This is a genomic window from Rhizobium sp. CCGE 510 (assembly GCF_000292525.1).
Lineage (GTDB): Bacteria > Pseudomonadota > Alphaproteobacteria > Rhizobiales > Rhizobiaceae > Rhizobium.
This window is the reverse complement of sequence record NZ_AEYF01000048.1, coordinates 103,334-129,335: the sequence shown is the minus strand read 5'-3', so window position 1 is coordinate 129,335 and position 26,002 is coordinate 103,334. Positions and strand designations below refer to the sequence as shown.

Sequence of the window (26,002 nt, the reverse complement as noted above, 5' to 3'; positions counted from 1 at the left end):
TCTGAAAGGTGAAAGACGATGCAGACAGGAAGTGTGACGACGCCCTTTGGGCGGCGGCCTATGACGCTTGCTCTCGTGAAGCGGCAAGTTGCCGCAAACGAGATCAAGGCAGGCAAATCCGTCGACAAGTGGAAGGTCTTTCGGGACGCTTCCGAAGCCCGGGAAGAGCTTGGATTGCAGTCAAACAGCCTCGCTGTTCTCGACGCGCTGCTGAGTTTCTATCCGGAAACCGAACTTCGCCAGGGCGCACAATTGGTCGTGTTCCCTTCGAATGCACAATTGATCCTTCGCGCCCACGGCATGGCTGGGGCGACGCTTCGGCGCCACCTGGCATTTCTCGTGGACTGCGGGCTGATTGTCCGCAGAGACAGCGCCAACGGCAAACGTTATGCTCGGAAGAACGGCGCAGGCGAGATCGACAATGCTTTTGGCTTCGACCTGTCGCCGATCCTTGCCCGCGCCGAAGAACTTGCGCTTGTCGCCCAGAAGGTCGTCGCGGCGCGTTCAGCTTTTAGGAAGGCCAAGGAGAATTTGACAATCTGCAGGCGCGACGTCCGCAAACTGATTTCGGCTGCTATGGAGGAGGGCGCCGACGGCAACTGGGCGGCTGTTGAAACAATGTATGTGGACCTTGTAGGCCGCATCCCGCGGACACCGACCATGGCAGACATCACAAACATTCTCGATGAGATGGAGCTTCTTCGCGAGGAGATCCTTAATCGCTTGGATATGCAGTCAGATTCACGATCTAATAGCACCAATGATGCTCATACTGAGCAGCACATACAGAATTCAAATCCCGAATCCACCAATGAACTTGAACCTAGCTCTGGAAAAGAGCAGGGCGGGAAATTGGAGATGACCCGCCGGCCGAAGAACGAGCCGCTAAAAGCGTTCCCACTTGGGATTGTGGTGAAAGCCTGTCCGCAAATCAGCGACTATGGGCCGGGCGGAGCGGTGGGGAGCTGGCGCGACCTGATGTTGGCCGCCGTCGTGGTAAGATCGATGCTGGGCGTAAGCCCGTCCGCCTATCAGGATGCTTGCGATGCCATGGGACCGGAAAACGCCGCTGTCGCAGTGTCCTGCATTCTGGAGCGCGCACATCTGATCAATTCTCCCGGTGGCTATCTGCGAGATCTGACGCGGCGGACAGAGCGGGGTGAGTTTTCTCTCGGGCCGGTTATTATGGCATTACTTCGCAGCAATGGTGAAAAGGTCGATAAAGCGGGATAATGGTGTTAGTTGCGACTAACTACGCTAAATCTCTGAAAATTCATTGGTTTCCGGATTGCTTGATACGGCCGTGCCTTCGATCAACGAATCTGGATCTGGCATCAAAGGCGCCGAACTGCGATATTCAAGGGATGGAATATCCAGCTCTTGGCTGTCCGCTGCGGGTGTCGGGCGTGGACAAGGCAGAGACCCGGCAGTGCTTAAGACTTTCAAAGCGTTCGTCTTCCACTTCTCCGTTTTGGCGCAGAAGACAGGCATTGGCGGATGCTGGCCGGAAACTGATCACAGGCTCTCGCCGAGTGGACCCATCGGTCGTTAGTCGTGACTAACCGCGCCAAGCCATTGAAATCAGGCCATCTTAGATGGTGAACAACGGCCTGCCCCCGCCCGGGCCGCCAGGTTCGCGCTGTTTCGAGTTGGAGGCTTCGAGCTCCATTGCGGTCGGCAGCTACTCTGCATACTAAATCGACGACTGCCGCGATTTCTGGTCGTCCGAGAGAGCAACCGTGAGATGGTCGAGCGGAGTGTCAGGAGTTGAAGTGCAACATCCTGCCCGCATGCGGCCGAAAGCGAGCATGGTATCGGCACCGTCAGTTGGCATGTTCCAGTCCATCGGCCGATCGGCGTCAATCCACGGTCGTCTGTTAGAGGAGCGTTCACCGGTTCACCGTAGGCCCTATGGCAAAGGAGCCGAAAGATGGAACCCACACCCGTACTAGCTATGCGCACGGAGCGGACGACGCTCATGAACAGCGACCGTCTCCCGCCGCACAAAGAGAGGTTCCAGAATTACTGTTACCGTCTATACTCAAGACTACTGGATCACGAGGCGCTGCTTGTCCGGGAGCTGGGAGCCTATGAAGGGCAAGGAGATCTCCTGCGGGATGAGCGGTATTTCTTCAGGGTGCTTTCTCTGCACGGCAAAACTAGGCTCTTCACCGGGCGGTTGAGCAAAGTGTGGCGGAAGTTTCGGGGCTTTGCGCGAGCAGTGGGGCTTGACGAGGAGTTTTAAACGGCTGCGCTTTTCGAAGGCTCTGGGCCAACCTCAGCGTCTACGCAGCGTTGGATCCGACGCTTGGGGAGAGGGTAGATTTAGTTTTGATTTTGCAGATTGCAAATCGGGTCAACTGAAAGCGCCATCGGCGCTGACTTTGCGCTGATTTATCCGCTCTCGGAAAACCGGTTTAAAGTCGCCTTGTTTCAGGCCACGATCGCTCACGACGGATTGGCCGTTGTTTACTGGTATAACGCTCGCAGGCGCACTCACCACCTCGATCAGCTGGCCGCCATTAACAGGGCTTCCCGATAGGCCGCGGCGGCGAGCTGCGGGAGAGGCGAGCCAGTCGTCGGATTATCGATCCTGCAGATCGGCCAACGGCGCATTATCGTGTGAATAGCCGCTCGATCTCCTCGCGCTGTTCGGCGTGTTTGACCGGATTGTCATTCGTTAGCTTTTGCAGGTTAAGGATCTTCCAGCGGACGTCTGGCAAGGCGAGGGCGTGCGGCAAGCCGATAACCTCGAAGTCGGGTTCGCCATCGTGAAGGGACAGCAGAAACGTTCGGGCTTTATCATCAAGGCGCGCCTGGATGTCGCTCAGGAACCGCTCCCGGACACAGCAATTCGTCCAGTGAGACCTTCTCGACTGTCATTCTATCGAATTCTTGATTGAAGACATGTACGACGTTGACTCTATTGGGCTGCAGCAACTCGTGCGGGGGCCGGCCGGAACTCGCCACGTAGACAAGGAAAGTACGAAACAGCGGGTCAGTCAGTCCCTCGTTTTCATAAAGCAACTTGATGTCGAAGAGATCGCGCGGATGTTGCCGATCGACTGCTGCATGCATCTTGCCGCCGAAGAGGTCTTCGAAGGCAACAACCTGCATTTCTACAAAACCAAACTGGTCTTCGACCCGCTCGCTGACCCTGCGTCGTTCGACGGGGTGCACTGTGCCGCGGGCGACCGGAGAGGTCTCGATCTTGACTGCGGTCTGGCCCCGCCTCACTTCGACGCGCGTATCGCCGCCGCCACCGCCAGCTATTCGCTTTGCTCGGACTCCCTTGATCCTTTCAACCTTGGCGGCGACCCGGTCGAGGACCTCGTCGATTTCGGCCAAGCTCTCGTCCCTCGGTTTGAGCGGAAGGTAGGTCAGGTCGATATCGACTGAGAGGCGGGGGAGGTCTCTGTAGAAGAGATTGATGGCGGTTCCACCCTTCAATGCGAAAGCCGGCTCGTCGGCAATTATTGGCAAGCCTGGACGAGGAGATCGAGCTGGGAAAGATACTGGTCACGGGCCACCGGCGCTCTCTGGCTTTCCTGGAAGGTACTCTTCTGGGATGGTGATGCGGTATGTGGGATGCAGCTTGCCGCCCTTGATGAATGAGCGGTCGCCGCTCCCAAGATCGATGTTCGACCGGTCAATATGTTTGAGCCAGGGGTGATCATGGCGGTCGGCAAAGACGAAGAAGAGCCGTTTCACCTGGACTTTCGTGCAGTCTGTGAGAAGTTCGGTTATACGGCGCGGACGAAGGGTGGTCAGACCCTCGAAGATCGTATCGATGTTGTGAAAGCTCTCGTTTTCGGGCAGTTCGTCCAGCGCCTCGATAATAGCCCGCTCCGGCGTTGATGCGCGTATCGTCCAATTCTGTAGAGACAGGATGTGGTTGCCGTCCGGTTCCGCCGCCAGCGGTTCGATGCCGAGATCCGCCGTCTTGAAAAGCCGCGTGCTGCGGAGGACGGGGAGGCCATTGGTGGGGAGGTTCGCAAGCCATCGGGGCGCATGGCCATAGATGAAAATTTTTTTCGGCGGCCCCCAGCGCCAGGTAATGCACATGCCCGCGAAGTCCCAGCGCCGTGCGGCCGCCAACATGGAACTGGTAATCCATGATCGTCTGGGCAGACATGACCGCAATGCGCCAGTCGATGCGTTCTTTTGCCAAACCATCGCGCCCTGAGGGACGTCGATAGACACCATGCATGACGGGTTCCAGCCAGCCGCGGCGGAGATAATCATATGTGGAGCTCCGGCGGATTTCCATTTTCCGCATCCAAGCGGAATCCACGATGAAACCTGCCGGAACCTCATCCAGCATTGACTTTAATTTGTCGCGTTTTTGATCGCTCATGACGGACAAAAATAACAGTAGTTAAAGTATCCGGCAAGATAGCTTTGAAAATGGAGAAAAATGTCCGTTTCTAACGGACTTTTGCGGCCGATCGTATGGGTGAAGAACGTTCTCCTTCCAATGGGCCGGCTCGTCGAGCCGGCCTTACCGCGGTTGCTGAGGGACGCGTGCCGCTTGCGAGCAGCCGGCGGCAAGGGAAGCTGCGCCGCATCTGGCCCGTGCTGAAGCGAATGGCGGATCCCGAATTCCTGGCGGCCAGCCGCGCCCTTGCCTCCGTCCCTCTTCGCGGCCTCTGCGGAGGTGTCCGCAAGGTCTGCGGGAACCGAAACAGGGAAGGCCGGCACTCAAGAGGTGCGGGAAGGCAAGGATGAACAGGAACGAAGTTGAAGAATTGAGAGACAGGGTACCGTGTGCCGCCGTGCTTGATAAGGCGGGGTTTGCGGTCGATCTGAAGGAGAGCACACGTCGCGCCGTCAAATATCGCCGCGACGGCGGCATCATCATTGTCATCCACGGCGGCAAGGGATGGTTCGATCCCCTGGGCAGCGCCGGGGCCAAGGGCGACGTGTTTTCACTGGTCGGGTATCTGGCCGGGGTGAGTTTTTCCGAGGGACTCTATCGGGTTGCCGAGCTGGTCGGTTATGAGCCTGAGCAACCCGCATGGGAGCGGCAGCAGGCGAGGGCGCGGGACATCGCGATCCACGAGCGCTGGCGCCGGCGACGCCGGCCCTGGCCTGGTTCACTGACATGGCGATACCTCACCGATGAGCGATTTCTGGCGGATGACGTTCTCCGCCTGGCCGTTAGGCACGAACGGTTACGCGAGGGGCCGTACGCCAGCATGTGGGCTGCTCACACCGACGATCACGGCATCGTCAGCGGCTGGGAGGAGCGCGGCCCGCAGTGGCGCGGTTTTGCCAACGGCGGGGCGAAGGTGCTCTTTCGGTTCGGTCAGCAGGATGCGCCGCGAACATGTGTCACCGAAGCTGCGATCGACGCGATGAGCCTCGCCGCGATCGAGCGCCGGCTCTCCAACAGTCTGTATGTCAGCACCGGCGGCGGCTGGGCTCCGGCTACAGAGGCGGCGATCCGTGTGCTTGCAGCCCGTCCCGGCACGCTGTTGGTGGCAGCGACCGACAACAACGTTCAGGGCGATATCTACGCCGGCCGGATAGCGGCGATTACACGCGATGCCGCCTGCGGCTACGAACGGCTGCGGCCATTCGGTGAGGACTGGAATGAGGACCTCAAGGCAATGAGAGGCCAGGCAGGGGGAAAGAGGGAGGAAGAACTGCCGCATGCCCGCCGGTCGCGTCAAGGATGAAGCTTCGCCCGGCTGAAGCCGGCCCTTGACCCGACCGGACCGGATGGCGGCCGCAGGGGAGGGGTCAGGAAAGGCCGAAGAGAGGATGGACATCCACGAGGATGCGCCGCGCTCCGGTCCGACGAGGCCAAAAGGAGCCCGCAATGATCCCCACCCCCATCCGCAAAGTCTTCCAGGGTGTTGCCACCCGCTCAGAAATGTTCCGCATGTTCGACCGTCACAAGCAGCGCCCGAACCGTTTCGAGGCCGATGCCAGCGCTTTACGCCGGCGAGTGGTTCGAAATCGCCGAGGAGCAATGCGACTACATGCTCGACGTCTTGCCGCCGCTTTGGATCCGTGGCGAGATGTTCGCCATGCGCGAGTTTATGACTGGCAGCGTCACCAGCGTCTTCCTCACGCTGAGGCTGGATAGCCGCAGGCGCCATTTTCATGCCTACTGCGACCTTGCCGACAAGGGTTCGCCGGAGCGGATGCGTGACGCTATCATCGCCCGCGAGTCCCGGCCGATGAAGGCGATGACGCGCGAAGAACGTCTTGAGCACATCTGGAGCACCGCACATGACGATTATCGCGGTTATGCCGGCGACAGGTGGCCACCGGCGATGCGCGGCCAACGCACCGTCCAGCTCTATGGCGGCAAGGCGGGCACGTTCCTGAAACTGCTCGGCGATCTCTCGGACGTGGAGATCGCGGCCAAGCTGCCGGTGCAACTGCGCCATCTCCCCGATGCGATCGCGGCATGACGGGAGGACGAAATGGAAGACTTTCACACCGCCACCGCCGTCGTCCCCGAGATCCCGGAATCCGATCTGACGCCGCTGGAACGACTGGTCCTGTCGCTTGCGATGGACGCCGTCGAAGGAAGCGACGGCGTCGGTCTCCATAGCTTCGAGGGAGCGAGCGATAGTGTCTCGATCGACCCCGACGACCTGCGCTCCGCCTGGGTCGCCTCGCAAGCGATTGACAGCCGGCTCAACGCGGCCGTCGCCAACGTCCTTACGGCGTTCGACGCGACCGACGAGGTCGATCGCACCTCTTATGTCGACATCCACCTGACCGCTGGGCCGGTCGGCATCGCCGAGATCCTCCAGGACATTGTGCGGCGCTCACTGAAGATCCGCGAGCTCGTGCTGATCAGGTCCTTCATAGGCACGAAGATCGGGTTCGACGGCTACGGCGGCAGCGTCACGCGGATCACCGCCGACGCCCTGCAGCACAGTTCGACCGACGACATGCTCGAGCGGATGCGCAAGGACGCTCCCACCTGAGCATCGAAGGCCCGGCCACAGCGCCGGATTTCGCATTTGCGGGCCGGCGCGACCGGCCACCATCCCCGAAACCACCGCGGCAATCGCACCCTGCCGGATCGTCCGTCCGGTCGATGGCGCGCGCCTTTAACACAGGAGATATTTCCGATGGCGCAGAACGACCCTTTCACCCTCGACATGTTCGGCTCGACAGTGCTTTCGTCGGGCCTCGGCATCACGGCGTTTCCCGGAGGCTTCGATGATGGTCCCGGTAACGACAACGATCCGGACCCGACGCCCTCGGCGCCCGCGCCGGCCAGGGCGGTCCCCGTTCCGGCTCGCAAGCAGCGCGAGCGCGCCAATTTCTACCTCGATGGCGAGCGCGGCCTTGCGAAAACCTGGAAGGAGCGAGCCCGCTTTAACGTTGCCATGATCCTGACCGCCAACGAAATCGAGCGGCACGGCAGGCCGGCGACGCGGGAGCAGCAAGAGAAGCTGATCCGCTTCACCGGCTTCGGGGCCTCGGAGCTCGCCAATGGCATGTTCCGGCTGCCCGGCGAAATCGAGTTCCGCGACGGCTGGGAAGCGCTCGGCGGATCGCTGGAAAGTGCTGTGTCGGAGACGGACTACGGCTCGTTGATGCGCTGCACGCAGTATGCGCATTTTACGCCCGAATTTATCGCAAGCGCCATATGGTCCGGTCTCCTGCGTCTCGGCTGGCGCGGCGGTCGCGTCCTGGAACCGGGGATCGGAACCGGCCTGTTTCCGGCGCTGATGCCGGAGGGATTGCGCGACAAATCCTATGTCACCGGTGTTGAACTCGATCCGGTGACCGCCCGGATCGTCCGGCTCCTGCAGCCGAAGGCGCGTATTATCAATGGGGATTTCGCCCGCATCGATCTCGGGGTCATCTATGACCTTGCCATCGGCAATCCGCCGTTTTCGGACCGAACGGTCAGATCGGATCGCCATTATCGATCCATGGGTCTGCGGCTGCATGACTACTGCATCGCAAGATCCATCGATCTGCTGAAGCCGGGCGCGCTGGCCGCCTTCGTCAGCAGCGCTGGCACGATGGACAAGGCCGACGCGACGGCGCGCGAGCATATCGCCAGGACGGCCGATCTCGTCGCGGCGATCCGCTTGCCCGAAGGCAGTTTCCGCGCCGATGCGGGCACGGATGTCGTCGTCGACCTCCTCTTTTTCCGCAAACGCAAGGCGGCTGAACCGACAAGCGATCTCACTTGGCTCGACACCGAGGAGGTTCGGGCGGCCACCGCGGACGAGGGACCGATCCGCGTCAATCGCTGGTTCGCGCGCCACTCGGATTTCGTGCTTGGCACGCATGCGCTGACGTCGGGTCCTTTCGGCGAGATGTATACCTGCCAGGCTCAGGAGGGCGAGGATCTGGAGGCCGCACTCTCCTCGGCGATCGAGCGCCTTCCTGAAGGCATCTACGACGGCGAGCCGACCGAGATCGACATTGATCTTGAGGATGAGCTTGCCGAAATCGTCGATCACCGGCCGGACAATTCCAGGGTCCGTGAGGGCAGCTACTTCGTCGACGTCAGGCAGGGCCTCGTGCAGATGGTCGGCGGCGCCCCTGTCTCGATCAAGGTGCGCAAGGGCCGCAGTACCGACGGCGTGCCTGAGAAGCACGCCCGGATCATCGTGAAGCTGATCCCGATCCGCGATGCCGTGCGAGAGCTGCTGAAGGCCCAGGAACTCGACCGGCCGTGGAAGGACCTGCAGGTCCGGCTGCGTATCGCGTGGTCGAGTTTCGTCCGCGACTTCGGACCAATCAACCACACCACCGTCTCCATCAGCGAGGATGAGAGCGGTGAGGTGCGCGAAACCCATCGCCGTCCAAACCTCCAGCCCTTTCTGGACGACCCCGATTGCTGGCTGGTCGCCTCAATCGAGGACTACGATCTCGAAACCGACACTGCAAAGCCTGGGCCGATCTTCAGCCAGCGTGTAATCTCGCCGCCGGCGCCGCCCGTCATCACTTGCGCCTCGGACGCGCTCGCGGTCGTGCTGAACGAAGCCGGCCACGTCGACCTCGATCATGTCGCCGAACTGCTGCACCGCGACGCCGATGCAGTGATCGATGACCTCGGTGACGCGATCTTCCGCGATCCCGCCGGCGGCTCCTGGCAGACTTCGGACGACTATCTCTCCGGACCGGTGCGCGCCAAGCTGGTGACCGCGCAAGCTGCCGCCGATCTCGATCCGGCATTCGAACGCAATGTCCGCGCCCTTCAGGCTGTCCAGCCTGCTGATCTTCGCCCGTCCGACATCACCGCACGCCTCGGCGCGCCATGGATACCGGCCGCCGACGTCGTCGCCTTCGCCCAGGAGACGATGGACGTCGGCATCCGCATCCATCATATGCCGGAGCTCGGCTCCTGGACCGTCGAAGCCCGTCAGCTCGCCTATAGCGCCATCGGGACCTCGGAATGGGGGACCGAGCGCCGTCATGCCGGTGAACTGCTCGCCGACGCACTGAACAGCCGTGTCCCGCAGATATTCGATGTGTTCAAGGATACGGGTGGTGAGCGCCGCGTCCTCAATGTCGTCGATACCGAGGCGGCCCGCGACAAGCTGCAGAAGATCAAGCAGGCGTTCCAGAGCTGGATCTGGACCGACCCGGATCGCACCGACCGGCTGGCGCGCGTCTATAATGACAAGTTCAACAATATCGCCCCGCGTGCCTTCGACGGATCCCATCTGAAGCTGCCCGGCGCGAGCGGTGCCTTCCAGCTCTACGGCCACCAGAAGCGTGGCATCTGGAGGGTCATCGCCTCCGGTGCCACCTATCTCGCCCATGCCGTCGGCGCCGGCAAGACGATGACGATGGCGGCCGCCATCATGGAACAGCGCCGGCTCGGGCTGATCGCCAAGGCGATGCTGGTGGTTCCCGGCCATTGCCTGGCACAGGCGGCGCGAGAGTTCCTGGCGCTCTATCCCTCCGCCAATATCTTGGTCGCCGACGAAACCAACTTCACCAAGGACAAGCGCGCGCGGTTCGTGAGCCGTGCCGCCACGGCGACGTGGGATGCGATCATCATCACCCACTCGGCTTTCAAGTTCATCGCGGTCCCTTCCGCGTTCGAACAACAGATGATCCACGATGAGTTGGGGCTCTACGAGGAGTTGCTCGGCAAGGTCGACAGCGAGGATCGTGTTTCGCGTAAGCGCCTCGAACGCCTGAAGGAGGGTCTCGAAGAGCGGCTGCTGGCACTTTCCACCCGCAAGGACGACCTGTTGACCATCTCGGAAATCGGCGTCGACCAGATCGTCGTCGATGAGGCACAGGAGTTCCGCAAGCTCTCCTTTGCCACGAACATGAGCACGTTGAAGGGGATCGATCCGAACGGCTCGCAGCGCGCGTGGGATCTCTATGTCAAGTCCCGGTTCATCGAGACCAAAAACCCCGGCCGTGCGCTCGTTCTGGCGTCGGGCACCCCGATCACCAACACACTCGGCGAGATGTTCTCGATCCAGCGGTTGCTCGGCCACGAAGCGCTGGCCGAACGCGGCCTGCATGAGTTCGATGCCTGGGCGTCGACCTTTGGCGACACGACGACCGAGCTCGAATTGCAGCCGTCGGGCAAATACAAGCCGGTCAGCCGGTTTGCATCCTTCGTGAACGTCCCCGAACTGATTTCGATGTTCCGCAGCTTCGCCGATGTCGTCATGCCGGCCGACCTCCACCAACACGTCAAGGTGCCGGCGATCTCCACAGGCCGACGCCAGATCCTAACGGCCGAGCCGACGCCGGCATTCAAGGCCTATCAGCAGATCCTCGATGCCCGCATCAAGGCGATCGAGATGCGCGACGGTCCGGCCCAGCCCGGCGACGACATCCTGCTCTCCGTCATCACCGACGGCCGGCACGCTGCAATCGACTTACGTCTGGTCGACGTCGAGAGCGACAACGAGGGGGACAACAAGATCAATCTCCTCATTCGCAACGCCCACCGGATCTGGAAGGAGACGTCGGGACACACCTATGTCCGCCCCGACGGCAAAGAACTCGAGCTCGGCGGTGCCGCGCAGATGATCTTTTCCGACCTTGGCACGATCAGCGTCGAGAAGAGCAGGGGTTTTAGCGCCTATCGCTGGATTCGCGATGAGCTTGTCCGCATGGGCGTGCCGCCGGCGGAGATCGCCTTCATGCAGGACTTCAAGCGCAGCGAGGCAAAGCAGAGGCTCTTTGCGGATATTCGCTCCGGCAGAGTGCGCGTCCTGCTTGGTTCATCGGACACGATGGGCACTGGCGTCAACGCTCAATTGCGGCTGAAGGCGCTCCACCATCTCGACGTCCCGTGGCTGCCGTCGCAGATCGAACAGCGCGAGGGCCGGATCGTTCGCCAGGGCAACCAGCACGACGAGGTCGACATCTATGCTTATGCGACCAAGGGCAGCCTCGACGCGACCATGTGGCAGAACAACGAGCGCAAGGCCCGCTTCATTGCCGCCGCATTGTCCGGCGACACCTCGATCCGCAGGCTGGAAGATCTCGGCGAAGGACAGGCCAACCAGTTCGCCATGGCCAAGGCGATTGCCTCGGGCGACGAGCGGCTGATGCAGAAAGCAGGGTTCGAGGCGGATATCGCCCGCCTCGAGCGCCTTCGCGCCGCCCATGACGACGATCAATATGCCGTTCGCCGGCAAATCCGCGACGCCGAGCGCGATATCGAGGTTTCGGCGCGGCGCATCGAAGAAATCGGCGAGGATATCGGCCGCCTCCTTCCGACCGCCGGCGATGCCTTCGCGATGACCGTCATGGCCGAAGCCTACGACGAGCGCAAGAACGTGGGCCGTGCGCTGATGAAGGAGATACTGACCCTCGTCCAGCTACAGCAGGAAGGGGACATTGTCATTGCCTCCATCGGTGGTTTCGATCTCGAATATACCGGCGAGCGCTTCGGCAAGGGTGGCTATCGCTACACCACCATGCTGATGCGCACCGGCGCTGACTATGAAATCGATCTTGCCGTCACGGTGACGCCGCTCGGCGCGATCTCACGCCTCGAACATGCGATGGACGGCTTCGAGGAGGAACGGGAACGCTATCGCCAACGTTTGGCCGATGCCCATCGCAGGCTTGCCTCCTATCGGTCGCGCGAAGGCGCGGAGTTCGCATTTTCCGACGAACTCAAGGAGAAATATCGTCAACTCTCCGGAGTCGAAGACGCGCTTAGGGCGGATATCGAAGGCGCGGATGACGCCAAGGTGATTGCCGCCTAACCGTTTTCGCCGGCGTGTTCGTCCTCCAGTGTCCGAAGAGCCGCGTCGGTGACGGCCATATCGTCACCGACATGAATTCCTTCGTCGCTATCCTCAGGATAGTAGCCGGCGAGATCGACGGTCATGCTCCTTCCGCGATAGGTCACGACGAAGGGGCGCCTGCCACGGTGCAGTGCTCGTGTGGATCCCGTAAACGTCATCGTTGCGGACCCGAAGTGTCGATCTTTTCCGCAAGCCAGATCTTGATGAGCGACTGATAGGGTACGTCGCGTTTGCCGGCCGCGACCTTGATCCGCTCAAGCAGAGCGTTCGGTAGCCGCAGCGAGATCGATGTCGAGGATGGTTTCAGGTTCGGCAGGCGAACACGCTCCGCCTTGCTCCAGTCGACATGATCGTCGGAATCCCGGCTTTCCCAGAAAGTGCGTTCTTCCGCTTCCGTCTTGAATTCCGGTACTGGCTTAAGCGTCTTGCTCATAATAGCTCCGCTCCTTGCGGCTCATGTCCCGGGCCGAGATCACCCGTATCTTCGTCTCATTGTGCCGAAGCGTGAAGGTGATGTGCAGCAACCTTCCGTCGTCGGTGCGCCCGAGAGCGTGGATGCGGTTTTCTTCGACACTATGCCTTGCGTCGGGAACCATCAGCAGCGGCTCGTTGAAAAACACCTGCTCCGCTTCGGCCTGGCTGACGTCATGCTTCTCGACGCTCTTGCGGGCGTTTCCCGCGTCCCAGTCGAAGCTGGTAATCCGTTCCCAATCAATCATTGCTGTATATTGCCATAATATACGCCGATTTCAAGGACGGGGGAAAGCGGGGGAGGAAAAGAAAGCAAATCCCGCTCGCAGACCGGTCGACCCGGCAGCGCTGATGCTCAACCGCGGCCCACCCCGCGATCCCGGCCCGTCGTCCTTCGCAGGGCTGTCAGCCCTGCTTGCCCAGCCGGACAGGGATGCTCGGCCGCAGTTGTGCCGGGCCGTCCGATCCGCGGGCCTGGGGGGTGTCTTCGAAGAGAAGACGGAAAAGGACGGCCAGAAGGCTGCCTCCCACATCCCGAAAGGAGCATTCCATGTATCTCATGAAAGTGGACCCGCGAGCACTGGAGGAAAATCCCGACAGGTCGCGACACACACCGGCAACCGCCCAAGCCGATGCGATGATGCTGGCGACCATCAAGGCTGTTGGCCTCGTACAGCCGCCGGTCGTCGTTCCCCGAAGCGATGGCGGCAACGGATTCGTCATCGACCGTGGCCATCGACGCGTCCGGCTTGCAATCGCCGCCGAACTCGCCGAGATCGACATTCTCGTCGACGAGCCTGCCAACGACAACGGCGCCATGCGCAGCGTCGTCGAAAACATCGCGCGCGAAACCCTGAATCCCGTTGATCAGTGGCGGGCGATCGAACGGCTGGTCGCACTCGGCTGGACCGAGGAGGGCATCGGGATCGCGTTGTCGCTGCCGGTGCGCCGCATCAAGCAGCTTCGGCTTTGCGCCAACATCCTGCCGGCAATCCTCGACCAGTTTGCCAAGGGCGACATGCCGAACGAGCAGCAGCTGCGCACCATCGCGGCGGCGCGGCAAGAAGAACAGAAGGAAGTCTGGAAGAAGCACAAGCCGTCTAAGGTCGATCCGCACGTCACGTGGTGGTCGGTCGCCCAGGCGCTGACGAAAAAGCGCATGTATGCGAACGATGCGAGCTTCGGAGACGATCTCGCAGCCGCTTATGGCATCCAATGGGTCGAGGATCTGTTTGCCGAGGGCGATCAGGACGGCCGCTATACCACGGATGTCGAAGCTTTTCTCGGGGCGCAGCAGGAGTGGATGACCCAGAATCTCCCCAAACGCGGCACCATCGCCGAAGTAACAAACTACGGCGAGGTGAAACTGCCGCCAAAAGCGCAGCGCGTTCACGGCAAGCCAGGCAAGGCCGACCACACGGCCATGTATCTCGATCGCGAGGGTCGCGTGCAGTCGGTGAACTACCGCATGCCCGAGCCGCCGAAGAAGGCGAAGGACAAGGACGGATCCGGCGATGCAAGCGGTTCTGACGAACCTATCGTTACCTCCAGGCCGCGGCCCGACGTCACCCGCATGGGCATCGAGATGATCGGCGACTATCGCACCGATGCACTGCATGATGCGCTCGCCCGCGCACCGGTCGAGAACGACACGCTGACGGCGCTGCTGGTGCTGGCACTCGCCGGCCTCAACGTTTCCGTTCATTCGGGCGCTGGGGGTGGCGTGTTCGGCATGAAGCGTTTTGCGCGTCACGCGGTCATGCTGTTCGATGAGCAGGGAAAGCTCGCCTTCGACCGCGAGACGCTGCAGCTCGCCGCCCGCGGCATGCTGACTGAGGTGCTGTCGTGCCGGGAGAACGCCTCCAATAGCGGTATTGTCGCGCGCGTCGCCGGGGATGCGATTGGCGCGGATCGCTTCCTTCCGAACATGGGCACCGACGAGTTCCTGTCCTGCCTGTCGCGACCGGCGCTCGAAGCCTCCTGCGCGGAGACGTCGGTGACGCCGCGCCAGAAGGTCAGGGAGACGCGCACCGCACTCGCCGAGCACTTCAAGGCGGAGCGGTTCGTCCATTCCTCCGCACTCTTCGCACCCGATGCGGCCAAGCTCATGGATTGGCTGCTGAGCAACACGGTTGCCAGCCACGACGAGGCCGAGGAGCCGTCGGCCCCGACGGACCAAACCGGTGCGGTCGATCCTGACGAGCAGGAGAGTGTGCAGGATCTGTCTGAGGATGGCCCGGCCCCGGAAGAGAGCGGGAGCGACGCTGATCCCTACCAGGTCGCCGCCGAATAGCGGCGCTGGTTCCACAATCCGAATGACGTCCGCCGCCGGCATCCAGCTGGCGGCGGTTCCGTTTCCATCATCCGCAATTCAACAGGAGAAAGCGCATGTCTGCATCTCTCATCTATGATCTCGCCCCGATCGGGTCCATCGTTGCCTGGTCCGACAGCACTTCGCGGCCGCCGGAGCGGCACAAGAAGAAGCTCTCCGCATGGAAGACCCGCAACAGCCAGGGACGGCTGCTCCGCAAGCACGGCGAGAGAACCACCGGCAGCTATGTCGCAAAACCTGATTTCACCATCCACGAAGGCGACATCGGCAGCAATGGCACGATCGTCATCCGCGTTCACCGGACCTTCGGCATCGATTCCGACCTGATCTTCAAGGTTCTCGAACGTCCGCCACTCGGCTCGGTTCGGATTTTTGACCGAGCCGGCGAATATGCGGAGCTGGTCCACCTCGCCGAAAACCGCGAAGCGGCCGAAGCTTGGCTCAAGCAGCACGGTTATCCGAACGCCGTTCTTGAAGACGTGACCGCCGACGAGATCGCGGCTGCCGTTGTCAACGGGAGGGCAGCATGAGGGCCCTTGCCAACCAACCTCACGACCAACCCACCCCTGAATATTCAGGGGTGGAGTTCGGCCAGAGCGCCGAGGGATTCCCCGTCGCTCGTGTCGGCGACACCTTGCTTGCCATGCTTCCACGAAAGGATCGCGAAGGCCTGCTTGCCAGCGCCTGGCGCGTGTCACGACTTCTCGCCGAGCTGACTCGTTCAGACTTTTATATCTACGGGTCGACGCTGGCGGACGAGGCGGCGTTTCGGGAACGCGTGTTCGAGACGGCCGAACACAAGCGTGAACTGCGTGGGCTCGACCGCCGGGATGCGCGCGTCCATTGCAATACCCCATGGGGCGCGTCGCAGGGCGCGACGATCTATGCTGAGGGCATCGCCTCTCATTCTGCCGCGGGTCATGGCGGGTTCAAACTCTCCACTGAGCGGAACCGTCTCGTGCATCCGATGCTTCGCCAAAATAGCGGCTGGTACGAGGAGGATGTCGAGTGGGCAATCGTCGCGCTGACCTTCCCGCAGTTGTTCACTTCCTATGAGCAGAAATCCGCCGACCGCACGATTCGCGAATCCTTTCCGGACGCGTGGGAAGCAATTCACGGTCGGGTCCTCGGCGCCTGTGAGTCGATGGAGAAGGACCGCCGGAATTTCGAGAAACAACACGTCGGCGACTGGATCGTGATTTCCGCGATCACCTCGGCCCATGAGAAAGGCTTCGTCGAGGTCGTTGCAGTGCTCGGTGGCAATCGGCGTTCGGAAGAACGGCGCTTCCTGGTCGCCAGCGACGAATATGCAGGACGCGGTCGGTTCGGTTTCGTCATTGATGAAACGCGCCACCGCCTATATGACGGTCCGTCGAGTTTCGTCGGCTGGAACCGGTAGGAGGCGCTGATGCACTGGAAGATCACCGCGCTCGCCTTCGGATGGCGCCTCGCCCGCGACGACGAGGAAGATCTCTTCGTCGTCTACCACCCCACCCTCGGCGCGCGGCCGGCATATCTGCCGGGTGGGTGAGGTGGGAGACGCCGCAGCTTGGTCGTCGATGCGAGCTTGCATTCTCCTTCCTGTCGAAATCCGGCTTGCCTCGTTACCATGGCAGCCAGCCTGTCGGCGTCTCCTCGGGTTCGTGCGGTCTGAACCGGACGGCAGATCGGTTCAAGGCCGCGTGCCGCGCCGCAAAGCGGCCGGAGCCCGCCGACCTCGCAAGGCGGCCCGCGGTCTGTGCAGGGCCTTTGGCCCCGCTTTTCCCGCAGACCTGCCTTTCTCGCCTGGCAGACCCCGGACCCTGACCCGATCTGTTCCGCCGGTTCCTTTTGACCGCACCCGAGGGGACGCCGGCAGGGCCGGACGCTTTCGGAATTTTGGCAAACTCAAGAGGATTTTCGACATGACGAAGAACACGCGCTCCGCAAGACCTGCCGCCCGCCCGCAGGCGACCCGCCGCGGCCCCACCCTCGAAATGGTCCGGCTCACGTGCCCGGATACTGCCCAAGCAGCCCTGATCTCAGAAAGCTTCGGCCTGGTTGTCGTCGACGGCGACGGCATTCGGTCGGGCCACGAAAATCTGCTCGTCGAGAGCGCGGCACTCCTGTCCGAAGGCCTTGGCGAGCGCGCCATGCAGATCCATCTCCAGCGGATCGTCGGTGCCTTCGTCGGCTCGGCCCACGGTGCCGGGCAGTTCTACAGCAGAGCCGTCACCGAGGCGCGCGACGCCACAGCCAAGGCCGCCAACGACTTGCGCGATGAGGATATCGACGGGCCGGTCGGGTTCACCGGTAATGCCCAGCGCAAGCGGGAATTCGCCGCCGACATGGGCTTGCAGGCCTATGCGCTGCGCATGGCCGCAGAAGGTGCGGTAGCCGCCTATGAGGAGATCGTCGGACAGGCCTGGAAGCCGTTTGATCGCCCGATGGACAATCCCGGCCAGAGCCTCGACCACAAGGCGACCGAAGTGCAGATGGCTGCCTTCGGGTAGCCGCCATCGCCGGGGCTTCGGCCCCGCCACCTACCACTTCTCCGATCACGTTGAACAGGCCGGTTTCGCGCGAAACCGGCCTGTTGGCATGGCGCGGGATCGCCGTCGACGACGAAAGGAAAAGGAAGGGGGAAGGAAGGATCGTGGTCGCCCCTGCGGCCCGTCCCGGACGGTGGTCCTGCCGGGGCCGGCAACACGCGCAACTGCTGCGCCGTCCTCCACTTGCGTTACGGCCCTTCGGGTGCGCCTGCTGCCTGACATCCCCGGCTTCGGACCTCGTGACGGGGCCGCGATGGGCGCGGCCTCCAGAATGGAGGTTACCGAAAATGACAGGCAAGGAAAGAAACGATCGCATCGACATCTACACGCGCATCACCGAGCGCATCGTCGCCGATCTCGAAAAGGGCGTGCGCCCATGGGTGCAGCCATGGAATTCGGCCAACACGGCCGGCCGGATCAGCCGTCCGCTACGCCACAATGGCGAACCATATAGCGGCATGAACGTGCTGCTCTTATGGTCGGAGGGTGTGGCGTGTGGCTTTACCGCTCCGATCTGGATGACTTTCCGGCAAGCATCAGAACTTGGGGCGCATGTGCGAAAGGGGGAGGGCGGAGCCACAGTGGTCTATGCCAGCCGCTTCACCAGGATGGAGACCGACGCCGCCGGCGACGAAGTCGAGCGGGATGTCCCGTTCCTCAAAACGTATAGTGTCTTCAACGTTGAGCAGATCGACGGGCTGCCGGAGCAGTATTATCACGGGTCGCCGCGGGTTATCGATCCTGTCGAACGGATCGAGCACGCCGACCGCTTCTTCGCCAATACGCGCGCGGTGATCCGGCATGGCGGCTCGCAAGCCTACTACGCTCCGGCCGGCGACTTCATCCAGATGCCTGTGTTCGAAAGTTTCCGCGACGCGGCTTCTTATGTTGCTGTTTTAGCGCACGAATCTCTTCATTGGACCGCTCGTCCAGATCGTGTCGGACGAGATCTCAGCCGTTACTCGAAGGACAAAACCGAACGAGCCAGAGAAGAGCTCATTGCCGAAATTGGCAGTTGCCTCGTTTGCGCCGATCTCGGGATCGTTCCGGAACTGGAGCCGCGTCCCGATCATGCCTCGTACCTGGCAAGTTGGCTGAAAGTGCTTTCCGATGACAAACGGGCGATTTTTCAGGCGGCTGCCCATGCCCAGCGCGCCGTCGCCTTTCTGCACAGCCTGCAGCCGGCCGTAACCGAAGAGCGGGAAGCAGCATGATGGTCGGAACGCAATCTCCCCACACGCCGCTGGTTGTCCGGTTCTCGCCCAGACCAACGGATACGCGCTCCATTACGTCGGACGATGGGAGGCACACATGCGCCTCCTGACGCTTGAAATCCGCGCGACGCTACTGATAAATGGTCGCAACCGTGGCGCGGATCACGTGCCGGTGGTGAAGTTCTTCAATCCATTCGGCGACGGCGTCTGGCTGGCAACCGAGCTTGACGAGGACGGCGACACGATGTTCGGGCTTGCCGATCTTGGCTATCCCGAACTCGGTAGTTTTTCTCTCCGCGAAATGTCGTCGATCCGCTTGCCCTTGGGCATGGGCATCGAGCGAGACCTTCTGTTCACCGGTCTCCTTCCGATTTCCGTCTGGGCGGAAGCCGCTCGCCAGACTGGCAGTATCAGGGCAGCGGAGCGTGTCGTCTATGCCGCCACCGCGCTCGGCGGGAGGAGGAATGAGCCGCTTCGTTGCTGACAGAAAATAGCGAACCTTTGGGAGACCGCCGCGCAAACGCGATGACGGTCTCGGCAACAACATCGCGAGTGCCAGGCGGCACTGTCGCCGAGGCGCTGCGACCGGTCCTTGCCGCCCGTCGCGGGCGGATCGCCCGCAGCCGATGAGGGTGCGGGATGACCCCGCCTTGAGACAAGGCCGGGGAACCCATCAGCAGAGCTGGTAGCCAGATCAGATGAAGGGGTCTCGTCACTTTCCGCGGAGCCGCGCCCGTTGACTGGAGGGCAAGCACACGGCTGGTGGGCATGACCGAGAAGCTTGCCGATCTACTTTGAGGTCGCCCTATCCCGGTGAGGACTCAGTGCCGGAAAGAGCGATCGGAAACGGAAACATCGGCAAAGGCCTCGACAAGGCAGGCGCCCGGATCTGCTGTGGTGTGCAACGAACCCGCCTGGAATGACGTTGCTTTCGCGGGTGAGTGATCGCAGATGGTCTCGCGCTCTGCCAGGTTCCTTATCGTCTGAACATCGGCGCACCCGCGCAGACCTCGATGGATCTGGTGTGACCGGGGGGCGACTGCGTCTCGACCGCCTGACCGCAACGGCCGGCCCGGACTATTTTCCGCCGGCGGGGCAAGCCCGCCTTTGCATCGCCAAGCAAAATAGCCCTGTCCAGCCGCCTTTCACTCTGTTCCAGCCCTGCGGGTGCGGTGGCGATCGCCACCGGTTTTTACACCGCCATCGAGGCCGCGGTGGGCGCGGCCCGGGCAACGAAAGGTAGAGTAGGAGCACAGCGCCTGCCTGCCTCGCGGCAGGTGGTTTCTGCGCCCCTCTCGCCGAACCGGACGTGCAAGTTTCCAAGCTACCGGCTCTCCGTGCGTGGCGATCGCCACGGGTGGCCCTCACACGGACATGAGGGTGTTGAACGATGCCCAGAAGCGATCAGCTCCTTTTCGGAACTTCTCGTCGGGATCGTTCCATCCGTTCGGTATGCGTGTGCCCCGGAACGGGAAGCGGGTTGACCCGCCCTCCCGGAAGAACCGCAGCGATTTCGGTCCGTCGACCCATCGCCAGCGGCTGTCGGGCGCTGTTGGACGGAAGCGGCGACATAGCTCACGCCATGTTGCCTTCCGATGCTTCTTGCGCAACCAGCGCCCGATGAGCTCCCACAACCACCAATCCAGACCGGAGAACTCCCGCGTAGCCCATGTGGCGTAGCGGTAATAATTTCGCCAGCCGGTGATGACCGGGTTGAGGCTCTCGATGAGATAGGCAAGGGATTGACCTGTCGGTGTCTCCTTCACCCTGACCTTGATCTTGTGGCGCAGATCCTTCAGCTTGCTCTTCGGTATGAAGAGATTGCCGACCATACGACCGGTGCGGCGCGCTTTGGTCTGCACCACCCGGTAGCCGAGGAAGTCGAAGCCTTCCCCGACCTGCGTGATCCTGGTCTTTTCCATCGATAGCTCCATTCGCAATTCCTGCTTGAGGAACTGCGCCAGCGCCAGCTTTTCGGCTTCGGCGTCCTTGAGTGTCCCATCCGTCAGCACGACGAAGTCGTCGGCATAACGCACGGCGAAGAATGTCGGCCTGTTTCTCCGGCGGTCATAGAGCCGCCGGTCGGCTGCATTCTGCGGACGCTCGCGAGGACGCATCGACCACCGTCCATATCTCTCGTCGATGGCAGCCAGATAGACGTTGGCCAGCAACGGCGAGATGATGCCGCCCTGCGGGGTACCCGTGACAGGGTGATGGACGGAACCCTCGATCATGACACCAGCTTTCAGGAAGGCGAGTACGAGCCTGAGGACATTACGATCCCCAATACGGCGGCGTACGCGCTCCATCAGCACGTGATGATTGACGGCATCGAAGCAGCCCTTGATGTCCCCTTCAATCACGAAGCGGTACTCGGAGGTGCCGCTGGGTGTGGGGTGCAAATGACGCTGGATGTTCGCCAGCGCATCATGGGTGCTCCTGCCGGGCCGGAAACCGTATGAGGACGGATAGAAGTCCGCCTCGAAGATCGGTTCCAGCACGAGCTTCAAAGCCATTTGTACCAGTCGGTCTCTGAGCGTCGGAATGCCGAGTGGACGCACCTTGCCGGGTTTGCCCGGTTTGGGGATCAGCCTTTGCCGGACAGGCTCGGGCCGATAGGTGCCGCCGCGCAGCTCGTTTCGAATATCTTCGATGAACTGCGTAGCGCCGCCCGGCCACTCTTCGACCGTTTTCCGCGTGACGCCATCGGTTCCTGGTGTTCGACTGCCCTTGTTACGGGACAATCGTCGCCAACTTTCCGAGAGCGTCCTGCGGTCGCATACGATGTTGAACAGATCCGCGAACACCTTGTTGGCGTCCGCGACACTCCACCTGTGAAGTTTGCGCTGCATGTCGAGGACGAACACGGTGTTCACCGCATCGGGCTTCATCGGCCCACCTCCTGCCGGCTTGCTTCACTCACTGTCTCCCTTCGCCATGTGGACGGCTTTCCCGTCCTCGGACTACTACGAAGACTCCGCCCCCTGCCGTACCGATCATCGGTCGCCTCGATCATCTCGCGCCGTCCGGCGGGAGAGAACACGGCAAGGTTCCCAAGTTCACCTGATGTCCCTTCGCCTGCCTTAGGGACCGACTCTACCCCGTGAGAACTCCGACCATCGGCCACCGCAAGCTGGGCCGCTGGCTGACGTGCGCGATAGCGCACGCCCCTGATCTCCGGTGATTCAACGGAGATCGGCGCTACTCCGGTCTTTCGACCGACCTGCCCACTTCCGGTTTGGCAGGTTCCATGTTGCAACGAGGCGTCAGACATCGGTTCGATCACTCTTCCCATAGCAGGCATGCTTGCCGGACCGGCCACGGGCGGAAGTCCCTGGTCGTCCGACTTTGACGGGTTCTGCTGATTTATGGCTCGCCGAAGGCACCCGGCTTACCTCACCCGTCTGCTTCACCCCCCGTGCTTGCGGCACGTTGGCGTCGGGGTCTCCCACCCCGCAGGGGCAACAAGTGCGCGTGACGGTTTCCAGCCGTCACTCTTGGCGCACGAACCAAGTCATGGCAGTCATCGGCGAATTCACCACCAACGGCAACGTCATTCAGGGCAACGTTCGAACCCTCACGGTCGGCATGAAGGTTCGCCCGACCTCGATCGAGCGCACCTCGCGCGACGCTCCCGATTTCCGGGCCGTCTCCAACGGCGCAGAAGTCGGAGCCGGCTGGAGGGCGATCTCGGGCAACGGCGAGCCTTATATCTCGCTCAAGCTCGACGACCCGAGCTTCAATGCTCCGATCAACGCGGCGCTGTGGCCGACTGAGGCTGACGGCGACTACGTCCTCGTCTGGTCCCGCCCGAACCGCGAAGCAGCCTGATCCCGGCCAGTGACCCCGCCGCAAGGCGGGGCCATCCTCCGCATGAGGAAGCCAAAGGCCGGCATCGAGCCGGCCTTTGGCTTTTCGGGTGCCATACGGGAAGGGAAAGTCTGCTCAGTCCGTCCGATGATGCCATGGTGGCACGAAGGCCTCAAGAACGAGCGGTTCCCCCAATTTTCCCTCCGCTTCGGTTCCCTGCGCTCCGACAAAATCGGCTCCCCCACTCGCCGGCTCCGCCGGTCGCTGACGCGATCCTTGACCCCTCCATCCCGCCATGACCGGAGCGCTCGTCTTTCACAAACGTCAAGGAGACGACGACAATGACAAACGAACTGGACCTGACCATCGTGGAACTGCAGGCCGAACTGCGGAACGCGGACCCTGACGAGCGCCGCCAGATCGAGGCGGAACTCGAACTGGCGCTGGCCGAGAGGGAGGTCTTCGCGGCGGAACAGGAAGGACGCATCAGCGCCGAGCCTCCCTTCTAAGGGAGGCTTTTGCCATGTCGCAAGGCCTGACGCGCCGGATCGTCCGGCGCGTCGGGCTCGAAGCTCTGCTTCATCATCGGTGGTTTCCATGCTGTTTGGCGGCTCTCCATCCGCCGCCGAGCAGGCGACGGTTTTTTGCCGAGAGTTCGGTTTCGGTCGGTATCCGCGCGACCGTTTCTTTCTCAGAAGTTCGAGGAAGAGCCCGACTGCTTCCTCCTCTCGATGAAAATGATGCACCAGTCTCTGACCGCCGGAACCGATGCGTCCCCAGCGCCGTGTCAGGCATGTTTCGCCGAAGAGGGTGGGCTCGATCGACATGGCATAGTAGCGGGCCATGTTTTTGGTGGCGTCTGTGCGTTCGACATAAAGCTGGTAGCGTTGCGCAATCATGGCAGCAGAATCGTGCAGGGCAGGCTCGGCGTCCAACGAGATATTTGAATCGGTCGCCCTCAATCGATTCATGACGATGATGGGTTGTAGTCGAGCAGCATGATCCGGGCGAGCCGCCTGCGGCGGTCGGTGCTATAAGCTCCGCTCACGGAGCCCGCAAGCGCTCTCCGCCCATGCGGGTGACGCCCCTCTCGCGGCTGCCGCATCGTCAGCGCGATTGTCTGGTCTCGGGGAAAATGGAAAGGTCGCAAGGCCGGCTGCGCTCGGCAAACGGTCACGCCGCCTGGCGGCGCCGTGGTCTATCTCTCTCTGACTTCCCATTGTCGCATTCGCCCCGGCGTCCTCAACGACATCGCGACCCCTCCAATTCTTCCGCCACGCTGCTCACGCGACACGACGGAAAAATCGGTTCCTCCGCTCGCCGCCGCTGGCGGTCGCTATCGCGATCCTTGACCCCTTGGGTCGCCAATGCGGACGCCTTTTCGTCAGAACGAAAAGGAGACTTGATTATGTCTGATTTCAACTTTCTCATGCTTTATGCCCGGCTCGCCGGCTTCAAGCTTCTCGTGAGCGCGAACCGGATCGCTTGCGAGCATGAATTCTCAAAGACGCTGCACGACCGGCTACTGGCCGGTCTCGACGGTGCGATCCAATCGGCGCGCCACACCATGTCCCTGCAGCGTGAGTTGATGGCCGTGGACGATCCCGAGGGGACGATATCGTGCCAGCTTCAAGGCGAGGAGGAAATCCTCGCCGGCTGCACAATCGTCCTGCTCGATGAACTGGAGATCGATTACGACACCAACGAATATCGGGTGAACGGCGGCGAATGGCATTGCGCACTGTCGGCAGACTGCGACGGCATCGAGATCCGCTATCCGACAACGGTCCCTCTGAGCGACACCGAACTCGGTCCCCTCGCGGCTATCATCCGCGATATCGCATGGGAAACAGGCGTCGCCATCAGCGTTGGGCGCGTCATTTACCACTGAGGTTGCAGGGCGAGAGGCGGCTCCTACCATCTCTCGCCTGCACCGGATCCTGCAGCGGTCTCGGGCCCGATTGATCGGCGGCCACCGCTAATGAAGTTGCCGCCTCCCGGTTCTCGCTTCGTGACTGACGGCACCTGGTATCGAACGTGCGTGCTAGGTAGTGTGCGGAAGGTTCTGCAAATTTCGCTGAGAGGGGCGGCCATGGCAGGCTGGTGATGTTCAACGTCACCTGATTCCCTGGAAGGAACGCCACCATGACCAAGACTGAAGATAAGACTGCCGTTGGCGCCGTCAAAGATATTTTGCTTTCGAACCCCGATGGGCTGCACGAGGTGATCCGTGCTGTCATGCAGGAGGTCCTTGAAGCCGAGATGGACGAGGCTTTGGGAGCTGCGAAAGGCGAACGCACACCCGAGCGGCTCGGCTACCGCTCCGGCCATTACGGCCGCACGCTGATAACGCGGGTCGGCAAGTTGGAGCTCAGGGTGCCGCAGGACCGCTCCGGGCACTTCTCCACTGAACTATTCGAGCGCTACCAGCGCTCGGAGCGGGCGCTGGTGGCGACGCTGGCGGAGATGTATGTGCAGGGAGTGTCGACGCGCAAGGTCAAGGCGATCACCGAGGAACTGTGCGGTCACGCCTTCTCGGCGTCATCGATCTCAGCAATCAACAAGCGCCTCGACGAAAGCCTGAAGGCCTTTGCCTGCCGCCCGCTTCAAGAGCCCTTTCCCTATTCATTGTCGACGCTCGCTATGAGAAGGTCAGAGAGGCCGGCGTCGTCAGGAGCCAGGCGGTGCTGATCGCCGTCGGCATCGATTGGGATGGCCGGCGGCAGATCCTCTCCGTCGAGATGGCCGGCCGCGAGAGCCGCTCGGCCTGGAAAGACTTCCTACTGGGGTTGAAAGCCCGCGGCCTCAAGGGTATCGAGTTCGTCGTCTCCGACGATCATGCCGGCCTGGTCGCGGCGATCGGCGAAGTCATTCCGGAAGCCGCCTGGCAGCGCTGCTACGTGCACTTCCTGCGCAATGCGCTCGACCACCTGCCGCGCAAGCACGGCGACGATTGCCTGCAGGAACTGCGATGGATCTACGACCGGCGTGACATCGACGAGGCGAAGGCCGATCTTGCCGCCTGGCTGGGCAAATGGTCCGGCAAATATCCGCGCCTCACCGGCTGGGTCGAGGAGGCCATCGAGCAGACGCTCACCTTCTTCCGCCTGCCGCGCACTCACCACAAGCATCTCAAGAGCACCATGCTCGAGCGCCTCAACGAGGAGATCCGGCGCAGAACCTATGTCGTGCGTATTTTTCCCAACACCGACAGCTGCTTGCGCCTAGTCCGGGCGCTTGCCGTCGAAACCCATGAAAACTGGATGGAGGCCAACCGCTACATCAACATGGACGACCTCAGAGAGCACAAAAAACTCGCTCTCCGCAACGCCGCATGACCAGTCTCATGACTGCCCCATTTTGCTGAACTTGACGCACACAACCGCGTGCTATCTTGAGGGAAGAGACTTGCCGCCT

Annotated in this window: 19 protein-coding genes and 5 pseudogenes; 17 read left to right on the top strand and 7 right to left on the bottom strand. The window is 61.9% G+C overall.

Annotation, left to right across the window (positions count from 1 at the left end):
* The first annotated feature begins 18 nt into the window (after positions 1-18).
* A complete protein-coding gene (gene repC, locus RCCGE510_RS28995) occupies positions 19-1,233 on the top strand; it encodes a plasmid replication protein RepC (RefSeq protein WP_007636244.1) in 1,215 nt (404 codons plus the stop codon).
* Between the two features lie 697 nt (positions 1,234-1,930).
* Positions 1,931-2,245 carry a hypothetical protein gene (locus RCCGE510_RS28990; protein ID WP_007636243.1) on the top strand — a complete coding sequence of 105 codons (315 nt, stop codon included), beginning with the start codon at positions 1,931-1,933 and terminating at the stop codon, positions 2,243-2,245.
* A 370-nt stretch (positions 2,246-2,615) separates the two neighbouring features.
* Here the strand turns inward: RCCGE510_RS28990 and RCCGE510_RS33955 are convergent.
* Together RCCGE510_RS33955 and RCCGE510_RS28975 are read right to left on the bottom strand one after the other, a co-directional pair.
* Positions 2,616-3,530 (bottom strand): annotated as a pseudogene (locus RCCGE510_RS33955) (nucleotidyl transferase AbiEii/AbiGii toxin family protein).
* Positions 3,520-4,357 (bottom strand): annotated as a pseudogene (locus RCCGE510_RS28975) (type IV toxin-antitoxin system AbiEi family antitoxin domain-containing protein). The pseudogenes RCCGE510_RS33955 and RCCGE510_RS28975 overlap by 11 nt, the downstream one beginning before the upstream one ends.
* Before the next feature lie 367 nt (positions 4,358-4,724).
* Between RCCGE510_RS28975 and RCCGE510_RS28970 the strand changes: the two are divergent.
* From RCCGE510_RS28970 to RCCGE510_RS28955, 4 genes and pseudogenes are all read left to right on the top strand, one after another.
* Positions 4,725-5,681 carry a DUF3991 and toprim domain-containing protein gene (locus RCCGE510_RS28970; RefSeq protein WP_037080168.1) on the top strand — a complete coding sequence of 319 codons (957 nt, stop codon included), beginning with the start codon at positions 4,725-4,727 and terminating at the stop codon, positions 5,679-5,681.
* 143 nt (positions 5,682-5,824) lie between these two features.
* Positions 5,825-6,425: pseudogene (locus RCCGE510_RS28965) on the top strand (DUF1419 domain-containing protein).
* Between the two features lie 12 nt (positions 6,426-6,437).
* Positions 6,438-6,950 (top strand): hypothetical protein, encoded by a 513-nt coding sequence (locus RCCGE510_RS28960; RefSeq protein ID WP_007636235.1) that lies wholly within the window; start codon positions 6,438-6,440, stop codon positions 6,948-6,950.
* 147 nt (positions 6,951-7,097) lie between these two features.
* The gene (locus RCCGE510_RS28955) at positions 7,098-12,185 is read left to right on the top strand and encodes a helicase-related protein (RefSeq protein WP_007636233.1); all 5,088 of its coding nucleotides are present in this window, start codon (positions 7,098-7,100) and stop codon (positions 12,183-12,185) included.
* On the opposite strand, the gene RCCGE510_RS34565 is transcribed toward RCCGE510_RS28955, so the two are convergent.
* From RCCGE510_RS34565 to RCCGE510_RS28940, 3 genes are all read right to left on the bottom strand, one after another.
* Positions 12,182-12,310, bottom strand: a complete 129-nt coding sequence (locus RCCGE510_RS34565; RefSeq protein ID WP_007636231.1) for a hypothetical protein — start codon at positions 12,308-12,310, stop codon at positions 12,182-12,184. The two genes, RCCGE510_RS28955 and RCCGE510_RS34565, sit on opposite strands and share 4 nt — an antisense overlap.
* 71 nt (positions 12,311-12,381) lie before the next feature.
* Entirely contained in the window at positions 12,382-12,660 is a 279-nt protein-coding gene (locus RCCGE510_RS28945) for a BrnA antitoxin family protein (RefSeq protein WP_007636217.1), read from the bottom strand.
* On the bottom strand, positions 12,644-12,946 hold the full coding sequence (locus RCCGE510_RS28940) for a BrnT family toxin (RefSeq protein WP_007636209.1): 303 nt from the start codon (positions 12,944-12,946) through the stop codon (positions 12,644-12,646). The genes RCCGE510_RS28945 and RCCGE510_RS28940 overlap by 17 nt, the downstream gene beginning before the upstream one ends.
* Positions 12,947-13,248: 302 nt before the next feature.
* On the opposite strand from RCCGE510_RS28940, the gene RCCGE510_RS28935 reads away from it, so the two are divergent.
* The 7 genes from RCCGE510_RS28935 (at position 13,249) to RCCGE510_RS28910 (ending at position 19,259) form a co-directional block, all read left to right on the top strand.
* Complete coding sequence (locus tag RCCGE510_RS28935; RefSeq protein ID WP_007636208.1) at positions 13,249-14,991, top strand: ParB N-terminal domain-containing protein; 1,743 nt, start codon at positions 13,249-13,251, stop codon at positions 14,989-14,991.
* A 95-nt stretch (positions 14,992-15,086) separates the two neighbouring features.
* The gene (locus RCCGE510_RS28930; RefSeq protein ID WP_007636207.1) at positions 15,087-15,560 is read left to right on the top strand and encodes a hypothetical protein; all 474 of its coding nucleotides are present in this window, start codon (positions 15,087-15,089) and stop codon (positions 15,558-15,560) included.
* The gene (locus RCCGE510_RS28925) at positions 15,557-16,429 is read left to right on the top strand and encodes a hypothetical protein (RefSeq protein ID WP_037080165.1); all 873 of its coding nucleotides are present in this window, start codon (positions 15,557-15,559) and stop codon (positions 16,427-16,429) included. The genes RCCGE510_RS28930 and RCCGE510_RS28925 overlap by 4 nt, the downstream gene beginning before the upstream one ends.
* Before the next feature lie 9 nt (positions 16,430-16,438).
* Positions 16,439-16,561: a hypothetical protein gene (locus RCCGE510_RS36005; RefSeq protein ID WP_276310697.1), complete on the top strand. Its 123-nt coding sequence runs from the start codon at positions 16,439-16,441 to the stop codon at positions 16,559-16,561.
* 373 nt (positions 16,562-16,934) lie between these two features.
* Positions 16,935-17,522 carry a hypothetical protein gene (locus RCCGE510_RS28920; RefSeq protein ID WP_007636205.1) on the top strand — a complete coding sequence of 196 codons (588 nt, stop codon included), beginning with the start codon at positions 16,935-16,937 and terminating at the stop codon, positions 17,520-17,522.
* Positions 17,523-17,848: 326 nt separating this feature from the next.
* Complete coding sequence (locus RCCGE510_RS28915; protein WP_007636204.1) at positions 17,849-18,775, top strand: zincin-like metallopeptidase domain-containing protein; 927 nt, start codon at positions 17,849-17,851, stop codon at positions 18,773-18,775.
* A 97-nt stretch (positions 18,776-18,872) separates the two neighbouring features.
* Complete coding sequence (locus RCCGE510_RS28910) at positions 18,873-19,259, top strand: DUF2958 domain-containing protein (protein WP_007636203.1); 387 nt, start codon at positions 18,873-18,875, stop codon at positions 19,257-19,259.
* Between the two features lie 880 nt (positions 19,260-20,139).
* Here the strand turns inward: RCCGE510_RS28910 and ltrA are convergent.
* Complete coding sequence (gene ltrA, locus RCCGE510_RS28905) at positions 20,140-21,666, bottom strand: group II intron reverse transcriptase/maturase (RefSeq protein WP_007636202.1); 1,527 nt, start codon at positions 21,664-21,666, stop codon at positions 20,140-20,142.
* A 625-nt stretch (positions 21,667-22,291) separates the two neighbouring features.
* Here ltrA and RCCGE510_RS28900 point away from each other — a divergent pair.
* Together RCCGE510_RS28900 and RCCGE510_RS35315 are read left to right on the top strand one after the other, a co-directional pair.
* Positions 22,292-22,606, top strand: coding sequence for a DUF736 family protein (locus RCCGE510_RS28900; protein ID WP_007636201.1), 315 nt, complete (start codon positions 22,292-22,294; stop codon positions 22,604-22,606).
* A 320-nt stretch (positions 22,607-22,926) separates the two neighbouring features.
* Positions 22,927-23,094 carry a hypothetical protein gene (locus tag RCCGE510_RS35315; RefSeq protein ID WP_007636199.1) on the top strand — a complete coding sequence of 56 codons (168 nt, stop codon included), beginning with the start codon at positions 22,927-22,929 and terminating at the stop codon, positions 23,092-23,094.
* Between the two features lie 204 nt (positions 23,095-23,298).
* Here RCCGE510_RS35315 and RCCGE510_RS36080 read toward each other — a convergent pair.
* Positions 23,299-23,412, bottom strand: a pseudogene (locus RCCGE510_RS36080) (WGR domain-containing protein); the annotation flags it as partial.
* Positions 23,413-23,993: 581 nt separating this feature from the next.
* On the opposite strand from RCCGE510_RS36080, the gene RCCGE510_RS28890 reads away from it, so the two are divergent.
* Both RCCGE510_RS28890 and RCCGE510_RS28885 read left to right on the top strand, forming a co-directional pair.
* Positions 23,994-24,476: a hypothetical protein gene (locus RCCGE510_RS28890; RefSeq protein ID WP_007636198.1), complete on the top strand. Its 483-nt coding sequence runs from the start codon at positions 23,994-23,996 to the stop codon at positions 24,474-24,476.
* A gap of 254 nt (positions 24,477-24,730) precedes the next feature.
* A pseudogene (locus tag RCCGE510_RS28885) lies at positions 24,731-25,923 on the top strand (IS256 family transposase).
* The last annotated feature ends 79 nt before the right edge of the window (positions 25,924-26,002 follow it).

Bases quoted from the DNA above. Each gene is read 5' to 3' on its own strand.
- RCCGE510_RS28900 (WP_007636201.1), top strand. From the start codon at position 22,292: ATGGCAGTCATCGGCGAATTCACCACCAACGGCAACGTCATTCAGGGC.
- RCCGE510_RS28915 (WP_007636204.1), top strand. From the start codon at position 17,849: ATGACAGGCAAGGAAAGAAACGATCGCATCGACATCTACACGCGCATC.
- RCCGE510_RS28960 (WP_007636235.1), top strand. From the start codon at position 6,438: ATGGAAGACTTTCACACCGCCACCGCCGTCGTCCCCGAGATCCCGGAA.
- RCCGE510_RS28920 (WP_007636205.1), top strand. From the start codon at position 16,935: ATGACGAAGAACACGCGCTCCGCAAGACCTGCCGCCCGCCCGCAGGCG.
- RCCGE510_RS34565 (WP_007636231.1), bottom strand. From the start codon at position 12,310: ATGACCGTCGATCTCGCCGGCTACTATCCTGAGGATAGCGACGAAGGA.
- RCCGE510_RS28930 (WP_007636207.1), top strand. From the start codon at position 15,087: ATGTCTGCATCTCTCATCTATGATCTCGCCCCGATCGGGTCCATCGTT.
- RCCGE510_RS28945 (WP_007636217.1), bottom strand. From the start codon at position 12,660: ATGAGCAAGACGCTTAAGCCAGTACCGGAATTCAAGACGGAAGCGGAA.
- repC (WP_007636244.1), top strand. From the start codon at position 19: ATGCAGACAGGAAGTGTGACGACGCCCTTTGGGCGGCGGCCTATGACG.
- RCCGE510_RS28940 (WP_007636209.1), bottom strand. From the start codon at position 12,946: ATGATTGATTGGGAACGGATTACCAGCTTCGACTGGGACGCGGGAAAC.
- RCCGE510_RS28935 (WP_007636208.1), top strand. From the start codon at position 13,249: ATGTATCTCATGAAAGTGGACCCGCGAGCACTGGAGGAAAATCCCGAC.
- RCCGE510_RS28990 (WP_007636243.1), top strand. From the start codon at position 1,931: ATGGAACCCACACCCGTACTAGCTATGCGCACGGAGCGGACGACGCTC.
- RCCGE510_RS36005 (WP_276310697.1), top strand. From the start codon at position 16,439: ATGCACTGGAAGATCACCGCGCTCGCCTTCGGATGGCGCCTCGCCCGC.
- RCCGE510_RS28910 (WP_007636203.1), top strand. From the start codon at position 18,873: ATGCGCCTCCTGACGCTTGAAATCCGCGCGACGCTACTGATAAATGGT.
- ltrA (WP_007636202.1), bottom strand. From the start codon at position 21,666: ATGAAGCCCGATGCGGTGAACACCGTGTTCGTCCTCGACATGCAGCGC.
- RCCGE510_RS28970 (WP_037080168.1), top strand. From the start codon at position 4,725: ATGAACAGGAACGAAGTTGAAGAATTGAGAGACAGGGTACCGTGTGCC.
- RCCGE510_RS35315 (WP_007636199.1), top strand. From the start codon at position 22,927: ATGACAAACGAACTGGACCTGACCATCGTGGAACTGCAGGCCGAACTG.
- RCCGE510_RS28955 (WP_007636233.1), top strand. From the start codon at position 7,098: ATGGCGCAGAACGACCCTTTCACCCTCGACATGTTCGGCTCGACAGTG.
- RCCGE510_RS28925 (WP_037080165.1), top strand. From the start codon at position 15,557: ATGAGGGCCCTTGCCAACCAACCTCACGACCAACCCACCCCTGAATAT.
- RCCGE510_RS28890 (WP_007636198.1), top strand. From the start codon at position 23,994: ATGTCTGATTTCAACTTTCTCATGCTTTATGCCCGGCTCGCCGGCTTC.